This is a genomic window from Exiguobacterium chiriqhucha RW-2 (genome assembly GCF_000416965.1).
Lineage (GTDB): Bacteria > Bacillota > Bacilli > Exiguobacteriales > Exiguobacteriaceae > Exiguobacterium > Exiguobacterium chiriqhucha.
This window is the reverse complement of sequence record NZ_ATCL01000009.1, coordinates 199,338-213,576: the sequence shown is the minus strand read 5'-3', so window position 1 is coordinate 213,576 and position 14,239 is coordinate 199,338. Positions and strand designations below refer to the sequence as shown.

11 protein-coding genes and 1 other annotated feature are annotated in these 14,239 nt (G+C 52.6%); of the genes, 6 read left to right on the top strand and 5 right to left on the bottom strand.

Annotated elements, in window-relative coordinates:
• Positions 1-32: 32 nt before the first annotated feature.
• On the bottom strand, positions 33-1,604 hold the full coding sequence (locus tag M467_RS18310; protein WP_021065601.1) for an amidohydrolase: 1,572 nt from the start codon (positions 1,602-1,604) through the stop codon (positions 33-35).
• 74 nt (positions 1,605-1,678) lie between these two features.
• Positions 1,679-3,409, bottom strand: a complete 1,731-nt coding sequence (gene ezrA / locus M467_RS18305; RefSeq protein ID WP_021065600.1) for a septation ring formation regulator EzrA — start codon at positions 3,407-3,409, stop codon at positions 1,679-1,681.
• 236 nt (positions 3,410-3,645) lie between these two features.
• Between ezrA and M467_RS18300 the strand changes: the two genes are divergently transcribed.
• Both M467_RS18300 and rpsD read left to right on the top strand, forming a co-directional pair.
• Complete coding sequence (locus M467_RS18300; RefSeq protein WP_021065599.1) at positions 3,646-4,128, top strand: GAF domain-containing protein; 483 nt, start codon at positions 3,646-3,648, stop codon at positions 4,126-4,128.
• 222 nt (positions 4,129-4,350) lie between these two features.
• Positions 4,351-4,950 (top strand): 30S ribosomal protein S4, encoded by a 600-nt coding sequence (gene rpsD, locus M467_RS18295; RefSeq protein ID WP_021065598.1) that lies wholly within the window; start codon positions 4,351-4,353, stop codon positions 4,948-4,950.
• A gap of 43 nt (positions 4,951-4,993) precedes the next feature.
• Here rpsD and M467_RS18290 read toward each other — a convergent pair whose 3' ends face one another.
• Both M467_RS18290 and tyrS read right to left on the bottom strand, forming a co-directional pair.
• Positions 4,994-5,620 (bottom strand): GTP pyrophosphokinase, encoded by a 627-nt coding sequence (locus M467_RS18290; protein ID WP_021065597.1) that lies wholly within the window; start codon positions 5,618-5,620, stop codon positions 4,994-4,996.
• Between the two features lie 107 nt (positions 5,621-5,727).
• Positions 5,728-6,975, bottom strand: coding sequence for a tyrosine--tRNA ligase (tyrS, locus tag M467_RS18285; protein WP_021065596.1), 1,248 nt, complete (start codon positions 6,973-6,975; stop codon positions 5,728-5,730).
• A 47-nt stretch (positions 6,976-7,022) separates the two neighbouring features.
• Positions 7,023-7,220, bottom strand: a binding site (T-box leader).
• 167 nt (positions 7,221-7,387) lie between these two features.
• Between tyrS and M467_RS18280 the strand changes: the two genes are divergently transcribed.
• Positions 7,388-9,862 (top strand): transglycosylase domain-containing protein, encoded by a 2,475-nt coding sequence (locus tag M467_RS18280; RefSeq protein ID WP_021065595.1) that lies wholly within the window; start codon positions 7,388-7,390, stop codon positions 9,860-9,862.
• Positions 9,863-9,906: 44 nt separating this feature from the next.
• Here M467_RS18280 and acsA read toward each other — a convergent pair whose 3' ends face one another.
• Entirely contained in the window at positions 9,907-11,613 is a 1,707-nt protein-coding gene (acsA, locus tag M467_RS18275; RefSeq protein ID WP_021065594.1) for an acetate--CoA ligase, read from the bottom strand.
• Between the two features lie 155 nt (positions 11,614-11,768).
• Between acsA and M467_RS18270 the strand changes: the two genes are divergently transcribed.
• Genes M467_RS18270 through M467_RS18260 form a run of 3 tightly spaced genes read left to right on the top strand, consistent with a single transcriptional unit; the run spans position 11,769 to position 14,209 of the window.
• The gene (locus tag M467_RS18270) at positions 11,769-12,398 is read left to right on the top strand and encodes a GNAT family N-acetyltransferase (protein ID WP_021065593.1); all 630 of its coding nucleotides are present in this window, start codon (positions 11,769-11,771) and stop codon (positions 12,396-12,398) included.
• A 12-nt stretch (positions 12,399-12,410) separates the two neighbouring features.
• A complete protein-coding gene (locus tag M467_RS18265; RefSeq protein WP_021065592.1) occupies positions 12,411-13,043 on the top strand; it encodes an acetoin utilization AcuB family protein in 633 nt (210 codons plus the stop codon).
• A complete protein-coding gene (locus tag M467_RS18260) occupies positions 13,040-14,209 on the top strand; it encodes an acetoin utilization protein AcuC (protein WP_021065591.1) in 1,170 nt (389 codons plus the stop codon). Before M467_RS18265 ends, M467_RS18260 begins: the two co-directional genes overlap by 4 nt.
• The last annotated feature ends 30 nt before the right edge of the window (positions 14,210-14,239 follow it).

Sequence of the window (14,239 nt, the reverse complement as noted above, 5' to 3'; positions counted from 1 at the left end):
AGCCGTCCTCGTGGATGGCTAGCCTTTTTTTATTACGTGTTGACGACGTCGGCCTCGTATACCGGAGCCCCGTCGACGACCGTCATGACGAGTCGGTTGTCGAGGATGTCGCGTCCACGCAAGTCGAAGAAGTCCTCTTCCCACACTGTGAACGTCGCGTTATAGCTCTGAATCAACAAGCCGTCGCGTCCGTGTGTGCCTGTGGCGACACGTGGTGCATACGTGAAGCTACGGAGCGCCTCATACATCGATAGGCGTTCCGGCGGGTTGAGCGCCCCTGATTCCTCAAATGACTGACGGGTGACCGCCGCATACAAACCTTTCCGTACATCGACGGTAGAAATCGGGGCGTCACTGCCTCCAAGGACGAGCGCTCCCGTATCGAGCATCGATTTGAAGCGGTAGGCGTCATCGACGCGGTCGTTGCCGAGCCGGTCGAACAACAAGTTCATGTCGTCCGACAAGAAAATCGGTTGGGCATCAATCAACACCGGCAACGCTTGAATCCGTTTCAAGAGCGCGTCGTTCAAGAGTGAAGCGTGAATGATTCGGTCTCTCGTCCCGCGCTTGGCCGGATATTTCTCAAGCAGCGTGATGAACTGTTCGGCGGCGGCGTCCCCAATCACGTGGGCCGCCACGTTCATCCCGTAGGACCGCGCCTTTTTGACAAGCGCCTCGAGATGATCCGGACGATGGACCTCGATTCCCCGCTGTGCCGGATCATCCGTGTACGGTTCCGACAAGAGTGCCGTCCGTCCCCCGAACGATCCGTCGACGAACAATTTCATCGCCCCGAAATCAAAACGCGGGCGCTTGGCGAGCGCATCGTGACGAATCAACGTATCGACGACTTGTTCATGGACGAGCAGATGCGCGTGAAACGGGAGGTCCGCCAACACGTCTTCATACGCTTGAATCGTCTCGAGCGGGTCACCGTGATAGAACAAGTCTTCCGTATGGGCATTGACGATGCCGTGGGCGAACAGAGAGTCGATGGCCCGGTGGAGCGAGGCGACATTTTTCTCGCGATTCCCGCCCAGCTCTTTGTGGAGCAGGTCGAGCGCCGCATCGTACAGTACCCCGTTCAACTTGCCGTCCGCATCGCGTCCGAGCTTCCCGCCTTCGATGACGGTATGATGAATCAAGCCGAGCCGTTCCAACCCTTTCGAGTTGACGACGGCAACGTGGCGACAGACCCGTTTCAAGACGACGGGGCGGTCCGGAATGACGGCATCAATCATCTCACGCGTCGGCATTTCGCCAAGCAGACGGTCATTGAACCCTTCCGCGACGATCCAATCGTCGTTTCCACCCTTTTGCTTCATCGATTCGAGCAGAGCTTGCAAGTCCGTCGTCTCGGTCGCATCGATCCGGTCGAGCGCTTCCCCGTACCCGATCAAGTGGATGTGTGAGTCGGTGAACGCCGGATAGACGCTCTTCCCTTCAAGATTCACAATTTGCTTGATTCTTCCGGCGTATGTACGACGAAGGTGGCCTTCTTCCCCCATCTTCAAGATCCGGCCGTGCTCCACGTACATGGCACGAGCTTGTTCATGCTCTTTGTTCATCGTATAAATCTTTCCGTTAACCCATAGCGTTCCCATCACAAAATTCCTCCTCGATTCAAAAAAGATTGACGTACACGTTAATTCCCGTTTACGTCAATCTTCATGCATCATTATTTTCGTAATAGCTCTTGCTGTTCCAATCCTTTTTCGACACGTTGGCGAATCTCACGGGCCGCTCCTTCATCGAAACGTCCGAGGACACGCTCGCCAATTTCGACGGCCGTCCCATACTCACCATGTAAAAACTTGTTCTCGGCGAGCGTCAAGGCGATATGCACCTCGTTGTCGCGACGGCGATAGCGGTTCGCATACTGCAGAAGCTGTTCGGCGTACGTGACTTGGCGCAAGAGCGCTTTGACCCGGTCCCGGAAGTTGTCCATCGTCTCTTCGACGTCGTGGCTGAGGCCGACGATATACGTCATATTAAACGGTGCTTTCTCGAACTGTTCATCCAACGATTGCACGCCTTTTTGCAACTGGCGCATATCGCTCGTCAAATCAGTCGGAACGACCGGCATGGCGCTCTTCGCGAGCAAACGGCGATGGGCAGACAGTTCGCGCTTCCATGACTCGAGTTTGTTGCGGACTTCGAGTTCTTCTTTGCGAAGGGAGTTCGTGTTCTCGATGAACCGTTCATGCATCGCACTGAACTGATCGAGCGAACGTTTCGCTTCTTGTACTTTTGATTTAATCATGCTGAACGGAATCATCTGGGCGACGAGCGCCTGTTCGATGTCGAGTACGTTCGCTGTGAGCGTCGCACGCTCCCTTTCGAGCTGTTCAAACTCTTCGCCGACACGGGCATTAATCTCGTAATTGCTGACGAGGCGGGTCATCTCTTGATGGAGACGAGCCATGACTTCACTCGTCTGGCGGTCACGTTCTTTCACGGTCGCGAATTCTTTTTTCACGTATTGGCGTGCATCGACTTCGGTCCGGAACGCTTCGAACAGCTGATCGATGTCCGAGCTGAGCTGTTGCATGTCCATCTCGAAATGATCGAAGTCGAGTTGTTCAATCCGGTCCATGAGCGCGGCCCGGCGATCTTCCGCTTGCTCGATCTCTTCCATTAAACCGAGCGGCTCAAGCGCGTAGCCGTCCATTTGCATCTCTTTATGACCCGAGCGCAACTGGTTGAGCTGTTGTTTCAAATCGATTTGCACCGTGCGCACGAACTGCGGGATGACGCCGACGAGTTCACGAATCTTCGTCACTTTCTCAGACAAGACTTGGCCGGCGATATACGCCTCCGACACTTGTCCTTCCTGCTTCAACGTGATCATCTCGGTCCGCTTCGCTTCCGCTGCCGCGATTTCAGACTCGACGAGCTCGTATGTCGGGCCAAACGCACTGTTTTGGGCGACGAGCGTCTTCCGGAATTGATACAACTCTTTCTCGTCTTTTTTGACGATATCGAGAAGCGACGAATGGTGTTGATTGAACTCATCCATCTCATCGAGCATGGCGTGTACCATCGACTCGAGCTCTTCAATCAACTGTTCCGTCGCGTTCAAATCGGATTTCACTTTAAGGAAGCGATATTTGTCCAAATCTTCTTCGGCATGATAGAGCGCCTCATCGATTTGCCCCGTATGTACACTTACGAGTTCGTCCCACGACTGGTGCCATCGTTCGAACTTCTCTTTCGTCTCGCCTTCCATCGGCCATTGTTTGAACTTTTGCAGTTCAGCCGGCACGCTGGCGCTGAGCACACTTTGTTTGCGCATGTCTAAATCATCAATTTTCTGGTAAAAATTCCTTCGCACGAGCATGCTTCCCAGCATGGCCCCTAATGCGATGACAATGATTCCAATTAAAATTCCGTAGATTCCGTAATCCATCTCTGTCACAACCTCCAAGCCGCTTTCATGGACTTATGTATCTAAATGAATAAATGAAGTATTTTATGAGTATAGATAATACTAATCATATTATAGAACCAATGATTTGCATAGGTTTTCCAACGGTTTAGGGAGAGAATGTTATTTTTCACGCGAATCTTTTAAGAAGACAAACCGAAAAAATGCGTGTACCATAATGCTAATTCATCATGCATTCATTCATAGGAGGGAATCAAATGTTTCAAACAACGACTTACACTGGCGACTTGGCCGCCGGGTACGACATGCTCAATAAACAGTTGGCAGCACTTCTAGAAGGCGAGACGAACCGTGTCGCCAACCTATCGAACGCGAGCGCATTGCTTAACCAGTTCCTCGACCGCATCAACTGGGTCGGCTTCTATTTAACAGAGGGAGAAGATGCCCTCATCCTCGGACCGTTCCAAGGCCTTCCGGCTTGTGTCCATATCGCGTTCGGTAAAGGAGTTTGCGGCACGGCGGCCTCAACGCAAGAGACGCAACTCATTGCAGACGTTCATCAATTCCCAGGCCATATCGCTTGTGATGCGGCTTCTAACTCAGAAATCGTCGTCCCGCTCGTTCGCGACGGCAAGACGATCGGTGTCCTCGATATCGACAGCCCCGAGTTCGACCGCTTCTCAGATGTCGACCGCCAAGGGCTCGAGCAATTTTGCCAGACATTACTTCGCTTCATCTGATTGACAAGCGAATCGTTTCGTCGTATACTGATTTTTGTGCATGAAATGACGATAGCAGTCATTGACAGACGTATCCACCTTTCGGGCCTCGACTGAGTCGGAGGAGCATCTCGTAGCTTCGCTATCAAGTGAAGGTGCTTGAACCTAGAAAGGGGCGTCACCCGTCTTTGACACCGTTGTTCTTTTGTGCAAAATACATGAACAACAAGGAGGAGTCCAAACATGGCTCGTTACACAGGTCCAGCTTGGAAACTCTCGCGTCGCTTAGGCATCTCGCTTAGCGAAACGGGTAAAGAATTAGCAAAACGTCCTTACGCACCAGGTCAACACGGAAATGGTCGTCGTAAAATCTCTGAATACGGTCTTCAGCTTCAAGCGAAGCAAGCACTCCGTCACATGTACGGAATCAACGAGAAGCAATTCCGTCGCATCTTCAACGATGCTGGGAAAATGCAAGGTATCCACGGTGAGAACTTCATGTTCTTGCTCGAGTCACGCCTTGACAACCTCGTTTACCGTATGGGTCTCGCTCGCACACGTCGCGGAGCGCGCCAACTCGTCAACCACGGTCACATCCAAGTTGACGGTTCACGTGTAGACATCGCGTCTTACCGTGTAAAACCAGGTCAAGTCATCTCAGTTCGCGAGAAGTCTAAAAACTTCAAAGCGATCGCTGAAGCTCTCGAAGTAGCACCAGCTACAAAAGACTACGTCACATTCGATGCTGAGAAGCTCGAAGGTTCATTCGTACGTCTTCCTGAGCGCGCTGAATTGAACGACCAAATCAAAGAGCAACTTATCGTTGAGTACTACTCACGTTAATGCTTTTATCCCCTTCCCTGCCTCGGCAGGAAAGGGGATTTTTTTATTTCTTTAAAATCTGTTCACGAATCCGGCCCATCTGGGTATCGAGCGCATCCGCCATCTTCGCCGCTTCAATCAATTCGAGTTTCGACGCCTCCGGGACGACGTGCTGGTATTTATAATGAAGCTTATGCTCCGTCGCCGCCCAAAAGTCCATAGCGAGCGTACGAATTTGAATCTCGGCTGGCACCCAGATGACGCGTTCCGCCAAATATACTTTCGTTCGGACGATGAGGTGCAGGCTCCGATAGCCGCTCGGTTTCGGATGTTGGATGTAATCCTTAATCTCATCAATTTCTAAATCGTCCCGTTTTTTCAAATGATCGAGGATGGCGTAGATGTCATCACGAAAACTCGTGACGATTCGCACTCCGGCGACGTCAGATATATTGTCCCACAGCGCTTCCACTTCGAGGGGAAGCCCTTTTTGATTCATCTTCCGAATGATGGACGGCAACGTCTTCATCCTCGTCTTCACGTGTTCAATCGGCGAATAGCCGAGCCGCGTCTGCCAATCGAGGTCGATGATGCCGAGATCGCTCTCGAGTTCAGTGATCGCCATCTCGTAGTACCGGAACCGCTCCCGCCATTGATGGAACTGCTCGCCAAAAAATTCTTCAATGTCCATAACAAAGCCTCCTTGTCGTCTATACTTGCTATCGTAGCAGACCGAATCGATGTTGAGTCAGAAAAAAACGTCCATGTTCGCAACATTGGCGGACATGGACGCATGCATCAGACGTGACGGATCACGAAGTATTTTTTCTTACCGCGACGGATGATGGTGAACTCACCGAGCGTATCGGCGCGTGTCACCGTCTTATCGAGCGACTGCTCCCGCTCCCCGTTCAAGTAAATCGCCCCGTTTTGAACGTCTTCACGGGCTTGACGTTTCGATGGTGCAATCTTCGCTTCGACGAGAAGGTCGACAAGGTTGCGCTCGCCTTCGAGCTCGAACTGTGGCATGCCCTTGAATGCGGCATCCATGTCTTCTGGTTTGAGCGTTTTTAAGTCGCCACTAAAGAAGGCAGTCGTGATGCGTTGCGCTTGATCAAGACCCGCTTCTCCGTGGACGAGTTTTGTCATCTCTTCAGCGAGACGACGTTGGGCGACACGCTTCTCCGGTGCAGCGACCACTTCTGCTTCGAGCGCCAAGATGTCTTCGTGCGACATGAACGTGAAGTATTTGATGAACTTGATGACGTCAGCGTCGTCGACGTTAATCCAGAACTGGTAAAACTCGTACGGCGTCGTCTTATCGGCGTCGAGCCAGACTGCACCACCGGCCGTCTTCCCGAATTTTTGACCGTCCGACTTCGTCACGAGCGGCACCGTCAACCCGAACGCCTTCTCCGAGTGACCGAAGCGGCGGATGAGTTCGAGTCCAGCCGTGATGTTGCCCCACTGGTCGCTGCCCCCGACTTGAAGGCGGCAGTTCTCGTTTTCGTACAACTTCAAGAAGTCGAACGATTGCAACAACATGTATGAGAATTCCGTGTACGAGATTCCGTTCTCCAAACGTGAGTCGACCGAGTCTTTGGCGAGCATGTAGCTGATCGGGAAGTGTTTCCCGATATCACGTAAGAAATCGATAATCGATAACTCTTCCGTCCACTCGTAGTTGTTGCGGATAGAGATTGGATTCTCACCTTCGAGCGGGAGGAAACGGCTCAATTGGTCTTTGATCCGATCCGAGAACTGTTTGACCGTGTCGAGCGTGTTGAGCGAACGCTCGTCCGAACGACCTGACGGGTCACCGATCATCCCGGTCGCGCCACCGACGAGGGCGATGACGTGGTGTCCCGCCTCTTGGAAACGTTTGAGTGTTAAAATCGGGAGCAAGTGCCCGATATGAAGCGAGTCTGCCGTCGGGTCGAACCCGGTGTAAAGCGTCGTCGGTTTGTTCAACTGTTCTTTCAATCCATCTTCGTCCGTCATTTGGTTGACGAGACCTCGAAATTCTAAATCCTTCAATAATTCCATCTGTTCCACTCCTTCGATTGACATAAAAAAACGTCCCTTCTCATATGAGAAGGGACGGAGATTCCGCGGTACCACCCTAATTGCCACAGCTGTGGCCACTTGTAGCGAGAGATAACGGTCTCGACCCGGCCGAACGGCACGCTCCAAAAGTGTAATTCATCGATTGACATTGGCTAGTTCACAGCACCCACTAGCTTTCTGGACAAGCGGTCAGTCGACTACTTCGCTTTCTTCATAGCATCTTTGTTTATGGACTATGCTTTACATTTTATAAGTTCTATTTCCAAATTGTCAACTGGAAGATGGAAACTTGCAGCCGACAGTTGATTGGGAGGAAGGTCGGCAATGACTTGTGCTATAATCGTATATATTACTGTCCAAAATAGTTTTACACCATATTAAGGAGGCTGTCATGCTGCAAAAGATTCGAGACACATGGAACCAACCAAAGTCCTTGAAAGCCCGCCGTTATGCCAATGTATTTTACGATGTATCGTGGAACGTCCTGCTCCTAACGATTATATCGGTCGTTCTCATTGGATTTTTAGGCGCAGGAATCGGAGCGGGTTATTTCGCTTCCCTCGTCAAGGATATGCCGGCACCTGCATATAAGACGATGACGTCACAAATCAACACGTACTCATCGACTTCTGACATTTATTTTGGAAGCGGTGAACGAATCGGAAACTACACGACGGATGAAGTACGGATTCCCGTCGCCGTCGATAAAGTTTCTCCGTTCGTCGTCGACGCATTACTCGCCACAGAGGACGTCGAGTTTTACGAACACGATGGTGTCGTCCCGAAAGCGACGCTCCGTGCCATCTTACAAGAAGCGACCGGATCGGAAGATCGGACCGGTGGCTCTACGCTCACACAACAGCTCATCAAGAACCAAATGCTGACGAACGAAGTGTCGTTCGAACGAAAAGCGAAAGAGATTTTACTCGCCCTTCGCCTCGAGAAAGCAATGAACAAAGATGAGATCTTGAACGCGTACTTGAACGTCGTCTCATTCGGACGAAACTCGATGGGACGCAACATCTCAGGGATTGAAGCAGCCGCTCGCGGTGTCTTCAACACATCGGCTGAGAAATTGACGTTGCCACAAGCTGCTTTCCTCGCCGGGATTCCGAAAAACCCGTTCTTGTACACACCGTATTACCAAGGCGGTGTCATTAAAGAGGACGTGGCACCGGCCATCAACCGGATGAAAACGGTACTCAACCGGATGTACGTAGCCGGGAAAATCACGAAAAAAGACTACGACGCTGCATACAACTACGACATCACAAACGACTTCATGAAGACGCAATCGAAGCCGCGTGACCGCTATCCGTATGTCGTGCAATGGGCTGAAGAAGATGCTCTCATTATCGTTCGGGACCACATGCTTAAACAAGATGGCGTGAACGTGAACGAATTAAGTGCAGAAGAGCGCAAAGAAATTACGAACACGTACGGACGTCGCGCTCACAACGCGCTCCGTCAAGGTGGATACAAGATTCATTTGTCACTCGATAAACAAGTTCACGAATCGATGCAACAACCGGCCCGGAACGTCAATAACTTTGGACCAAACAATTCACCAAATGTCGATCCTGACCAAGGTCCGGAGCAAACGGCAGCCATCATGCTCGACAACAAGACCGGTCGCATCCTCGGATTCGTCGGTGGTCGTTATGTGAACGGTAAGGCCGATGACTTCAACCGCGCCCGTTTAATGGAACGCCAAATCGGGTCGACAGCGAAGCCGTTACTCGTTTATGCGAACGCGATTGAAAAAGGTCTCATCACGACGGATACGGTCATCATCGATGAGGAGTATAAATACCAAAACGGTACAAACCCGAATACGATTTCGGTTCGAAACGAAGACCGCGGCTACCGTGGACCGATGACGGCTCGTGACGCGTTGAAGCTATCGCGAAACGTCCCGGCCGTGAAAATTTACGAAGAGCAAGGCGACTTTAGAAGTGATACGGAGAAATTGATTCAGATGGGCATGAACGTCCCTGACGATACACGCGACGCGCCATCAATGGCACTCGGTGTCAGCTCGGTCTCACTCGCATCACTTGCCTCAGGTTATGCGATGCTTGCCAACGGTGGTGAACATGTCGAACCGTATATCATCGACCGCGTCGAGTATCAAGGTGAAGTCATTTACGAGAAAAATCCGAAGAAGACACGTATCTACTCAGATCGTACGGCCTACTTGATTGTCGATATGCTCCGTGACGTCTATACGTCAGGAACAGCGACGTATGCCAACTCGCTCTTGAACGTCCCCGGCGACTGGATGGGTAAAACGGGTACGACCCAAGATATTCGCGACTCCTACTTGGTCGGTTCGACACCGGGTGTCACGCTTGCTGTCTGGACAGGATATGATAAAGAAAATGGTTTGACTGACGGAGGCGCTTATGGCCGCTACTACCAACGGACACAAGGTATGTGGTCTAAGATTGCCAACAACGTCTATCTCGATCGTCCAGAAGTGTTCAACTCGAACGCTCGCTTCGTACAACCGGCTAGCGTAAGAGCTGGCGACTTCGGTGACTCTGGTTCATTCTCTGAGAAAAAAAAAGTCGAAGAGAAGAAGAAGGAAGAGGAAGCGAAGAAGAAAGCCGAAGAAGAGGCGAAGAAGAAAGAAGAAGCCGAAGAGAAGAAACAAGAGGCTGAAGAAGAGAAACAAGAAGCTGACGCTGCTGCGAAGGAAAAGGCAGCGGCTGACGCAAAAGCGAAAGCAGAAGCCGACGCAAAGAAAAAAGCGGAAGCTGATAAGAAGAAAGCTGAAGAAGAAGCAAAGAAGAAAGCCGAAGCTGAGAAAAAGGCTGAGGAAGACAAGAAGAAAGAAGACGCCGAAGCTGCAGACGGCGCCTAATCCGACAAGAAAGGTCGACACATCGCGTGTCGACCTTTTGTCGTTCAATCTTCCATTGTCGATAAGTCACCCGTCTCGAGGTTCAACTCCCATGCTTTCAAGACGCGACGCATGATTTTCCCGCTTCGCGTTTTCGGCAATTTGTCTTTGAACTCGATCTCACGCGGAGCCGCGTGAGCCGCGAGACCTTCTTTGACGAACTTTTGAATCTCCGCCTTCAACTCGTCCGACGGCTCATAGCCTTTACGGAGCGCGATGAACGCCTTGATGATCTCGCCGCGGACCGGATCTGGTTTCCCGATAACCCCGGCCTCGGCGACAGCTGGATGCTCGACGAGACGGCTCTCGACTTCGAACGGACCGACCCGTTCCCCTGCCGTCATGATGACGTCATCGACGCGGCCTTGGAACCAGAAGTAACCGTCCTCGTCCATATACGCCGAGTCACCCGAGACGTACCAGTCACCCCAGAAGTAGCTCTCATACTTGGCGTCATTCTTCCAAATTTTCCGCATCATCGACGGCCATGGCGTCTTGAGTGCCAAGTTGCCCATCCGGTGAGGCGGGAGTGGTTGACCGCGGTCGTCTAAGATGGCCGCTTCACAACCCGGGATAGCTTTGCCCATCGACCCCGGTTTGATATCCATCGTCGGATAGTTACAAATCATCATCGCGCCGGTCTCTGTCATCCACCACGTGTCATGAATCCGTAATCCGAACGATTCGTTCCCCCAACGAATGACTTCCGGATTGAGCGGTTCTCCGACCGACAGGATATGGCGGAGTGACGACAAATCATATTTTTCAAACGCCTCTTCTCCGGCACCCATGAGCATCCGAAACGCTGTCGGCGCGCTGTACCAGACCGTGACACCGAACCGTTCGATGACCGAATACCAGAACTCAGGATTGAATCGTCCCCCGACGATTACGTTCGTCGCCCCGTTCAAGAACGGTGCGAAAATCCCGTAGCTCGTACCCGTCACCCAACCTGGATCGGCTGTGCACCAGTAAATGTCGTCCGGTTGCAAGTCAAGCACCCATTTGCCGGTCATCAAATGCTGCACCATGGCGTTATGGACATGCAAGACACCTTTCGGTTTCCCGGTCGACCCTGACGTATAATGCAAAATCATGCCGTCTTCGCGGTCGACCCACGTGATGTCGAGATCGGTCGAGGCATCACCCGCCAATTTGCGGTAGTCGATGATTTTCCCTGCCTCTTTTACCTCGTCACCGACGATTAAAATCGTCTCCAAGTGCGGGAGTTGATCGACCGGGATACGCGGTAGGAGCGCCTCGGTCGTGACGATGACTTTCGCTTCCGAGTCGAGCAGACGGTCGTGGACGGCTTGCTCCATGAACGCCTCAAACAACGGACCGACAATCGCCCCGAGCTTGAGTGTACCGAGCAAAATAAAATAAAGTTCTGGACTCCGTGGCATGAAGATGAAGACGCGGTCGCCTTTCTCCACTCCAACCGATTTCAGAACGTTTCCGGCCCGATTGCTTTCTCGTTTCATGTCCTCATACGTGTAGCGCTCTTCTCGTTCCCCATCGAAATAGAGCAACGCCAGCTTCGTGGCGAGTTCACCTTCTGCGTGACGGTCGATTGCTTCGTACGCCATGTTGACGTTCCCCGTCAAATTCCAAGAAAATAATGCTTCTGCTTGTGTCCACTCGAACGACTGACAAGCATCTTCATACGACGCCAATTGATGTTCCCCTGATAACGCTTTCAATTTTTCCATCGCTAAAGATTCGCCTCCCCTGTAATGAATGGTATAACCACTTTCAGTATAGTGTTAATATTATGACAAATCAATGAATTTCCAAAATCTCCAAAAGAGTGTGAAACAAGCTAAATGAAAGCGCTATAATAGAAGGTGGAAAAGGTGGTGACTCCATGGAAAAACAATATCATTCAAAGGTGTGGGAAACCTCACTCGGAGCCGTAATCATCGATGGACCGATCGAGAGCGACGTGTTGGCCACGTATCGGCTCGATGAGGGATTGACCGCATTTCGTGAACCTGAGGACCAACACAAGGCGCTCGTCGAAATCGCTCACTTGAAAGAAGGCCGCATCATCGTGGCCCGCGTCGATGACCTCGTCATCGGTTATGTCACGTATTTATATCCGGACCCATATGAACGTTGGAGTGAAGGGAACGACCCCTATATCCTCGAGCTCGGCGCGATCGAAGTGAGCCCGCGCTTCCGTGGCCAACGGATCGGCAAGCAACTGCTTGAAGTGTCAATGATGGACTCGCATATGGATGACTTCTTGATTTTGACGACCGAATATTATTGGCACTGGGACTTGAAAGGGAGCGGGCTCTCTATCTGGGACTATCGGAAAGTGATGGAAAAGATGATGAACCACGGCGGACTCGTCTTCTTCCCGACCGATGACCCGGAGATTGCCTCGCATCCGGCCAACTGTCTCATGGCACGGATTGGCAAGAACGTCCGGCAAGAAACGATCGACCATTTCGATTCGCTCCGGCTGCGGCGCCGGTTCATGTATGACTAAGGAGGGACCTGGATGTTGATTGAACAAATGATGAACCGTCATGTCGTGACGATTCAACCGACCAACACGATCGCCCATGCGGCCAAGCTCATGCGTGATCATAAAGTGCGCCATCTCATCGTCACCAACCCGGCCCGACAAGTCGTCGGAATCGTCGGCCAGTTCGAGATGAGCGGAGCGACGAGCGTGTTCCATCCGGAGAGCGAGAGCGCCGACTTCAAAAACCCCGTTTCGAGCATCATGCGTCAAGATGTGACGACGGCACATCCGTACGACTTCTTCGAAGATGCGGCCGCTCTGTTTTATGAGTATCGCCTGACCTGCCTGCCGATTGTCGAACAAGGCAAACTCGTCGGCGTCTTGACCGAGACAGACTTATTGCGTTACTTCGTCCAATTGACGGGCGCGCTCGAGCCGAGCTCTCAGATTGAGCTCTTGGTCGAGAACACGACGGGGACGCTCGAGAAAGTGACCCGGCTCCTCGCCAAGACGAACGTCAACATCATCAACGTGTTCGTTCACCCGACGCCCGACCCGTATAAACGCATCATCTCGTTCCGCGTCCAGACGATGAATCCGCTCCGCATCATCGAACGGTTGAAACGCGAAGGTTATGACGTGCTCGGTCCGGAGATGTCCCAATGAGACCGGCCTACATATTCGGGGAGAACGAGAACTCGTACCGCTTCCATGCGGATCATCCGTTCAATCCGGTCCGCCTGGAGCTGACGACGTCCCTGCTCATCGCCTCAGGTAAACTTCAGGCCTCCGAGTGCATCGCCCCGCCCCTCGCCTCGGTCGAGTCGCTCGCGCTCGTCCATGACCTTGATTATATCGAAGCGGTTCAAGCGGCGGCGGCCGGTGAGCTGTCGACATTGAAAGCGAACAAGTTCGGCCTCGGCACTGAAGACACGCCGATTTTCCCAACCATCCATGAAGGGGCGGCCCGGCTCGTCGGGGGCACCGTTCACGCACTCGATTTGGTCGCGAGCGGTAAACTGGAGCGCGCCTTTCACGTCGGGGGCGGCCTCCATCACGGGATGAGGCGGAAAGCGTCCGGATTTTGCGTGTATAACGACGCAGCGGTTGCCATCGCCCACGTCCGTAAAGCGTACGGCAGCCGGGTCCTCTATGTCGATACTGACGCCCACCACGGAGACGGCGTACAATGGCTGTTTTATGACGATGACGATGTGATGACGTTATCCATCCACGAGACCGGCCGCTACCTGTTCCCGGGGACAGGAGCCGTCACAGAGCGCGGCAACGGGAATGGGTACGGCTATAGCTGGAACGTCCCGGTCGATGCGTTCACCCAAGACGAGTCGTTCTTGCGCTGTTACGAGACAGTGTTCCGGGAAGCGTGCGAATGGTTCAAGCCGGATATCATCGTGACGCAGAACGGGGCCGACGCCCATGCCTTTGATCCGTTGACGCACCTTGCCTCGACGATTCGGACGTTCGAACAGATTCCTCAAATCGCCTCTCGACTTGCCGACGAGTATACGGAAGGAAGACTCGTCGCCCTCGGCGGCGGCGGCTATGATTGGTATCGGACCGTACCCCGGGCTTGGGCGCAAGTGTGGGCCGGACTGACGCGCGAGGCGCCGTACAGCGGCGACATTCCGCCCGAATGGATCGAGCAGTGGCAGGACAAAGCGGATTTAGCCTTGCCGACACGCTGGGATGACCATCCGTACACGTTCCAACATATTCCCCGACGCCAACAAATTGAGGAGAAAAATTGGGAAGTGACGAAACGGGCGTTCTGGCCGTTCATTTCGCACGATCGCAAATCACTATATGTCTAAAAAATCCCCTCGTCCGCGGAGTGACTCCGA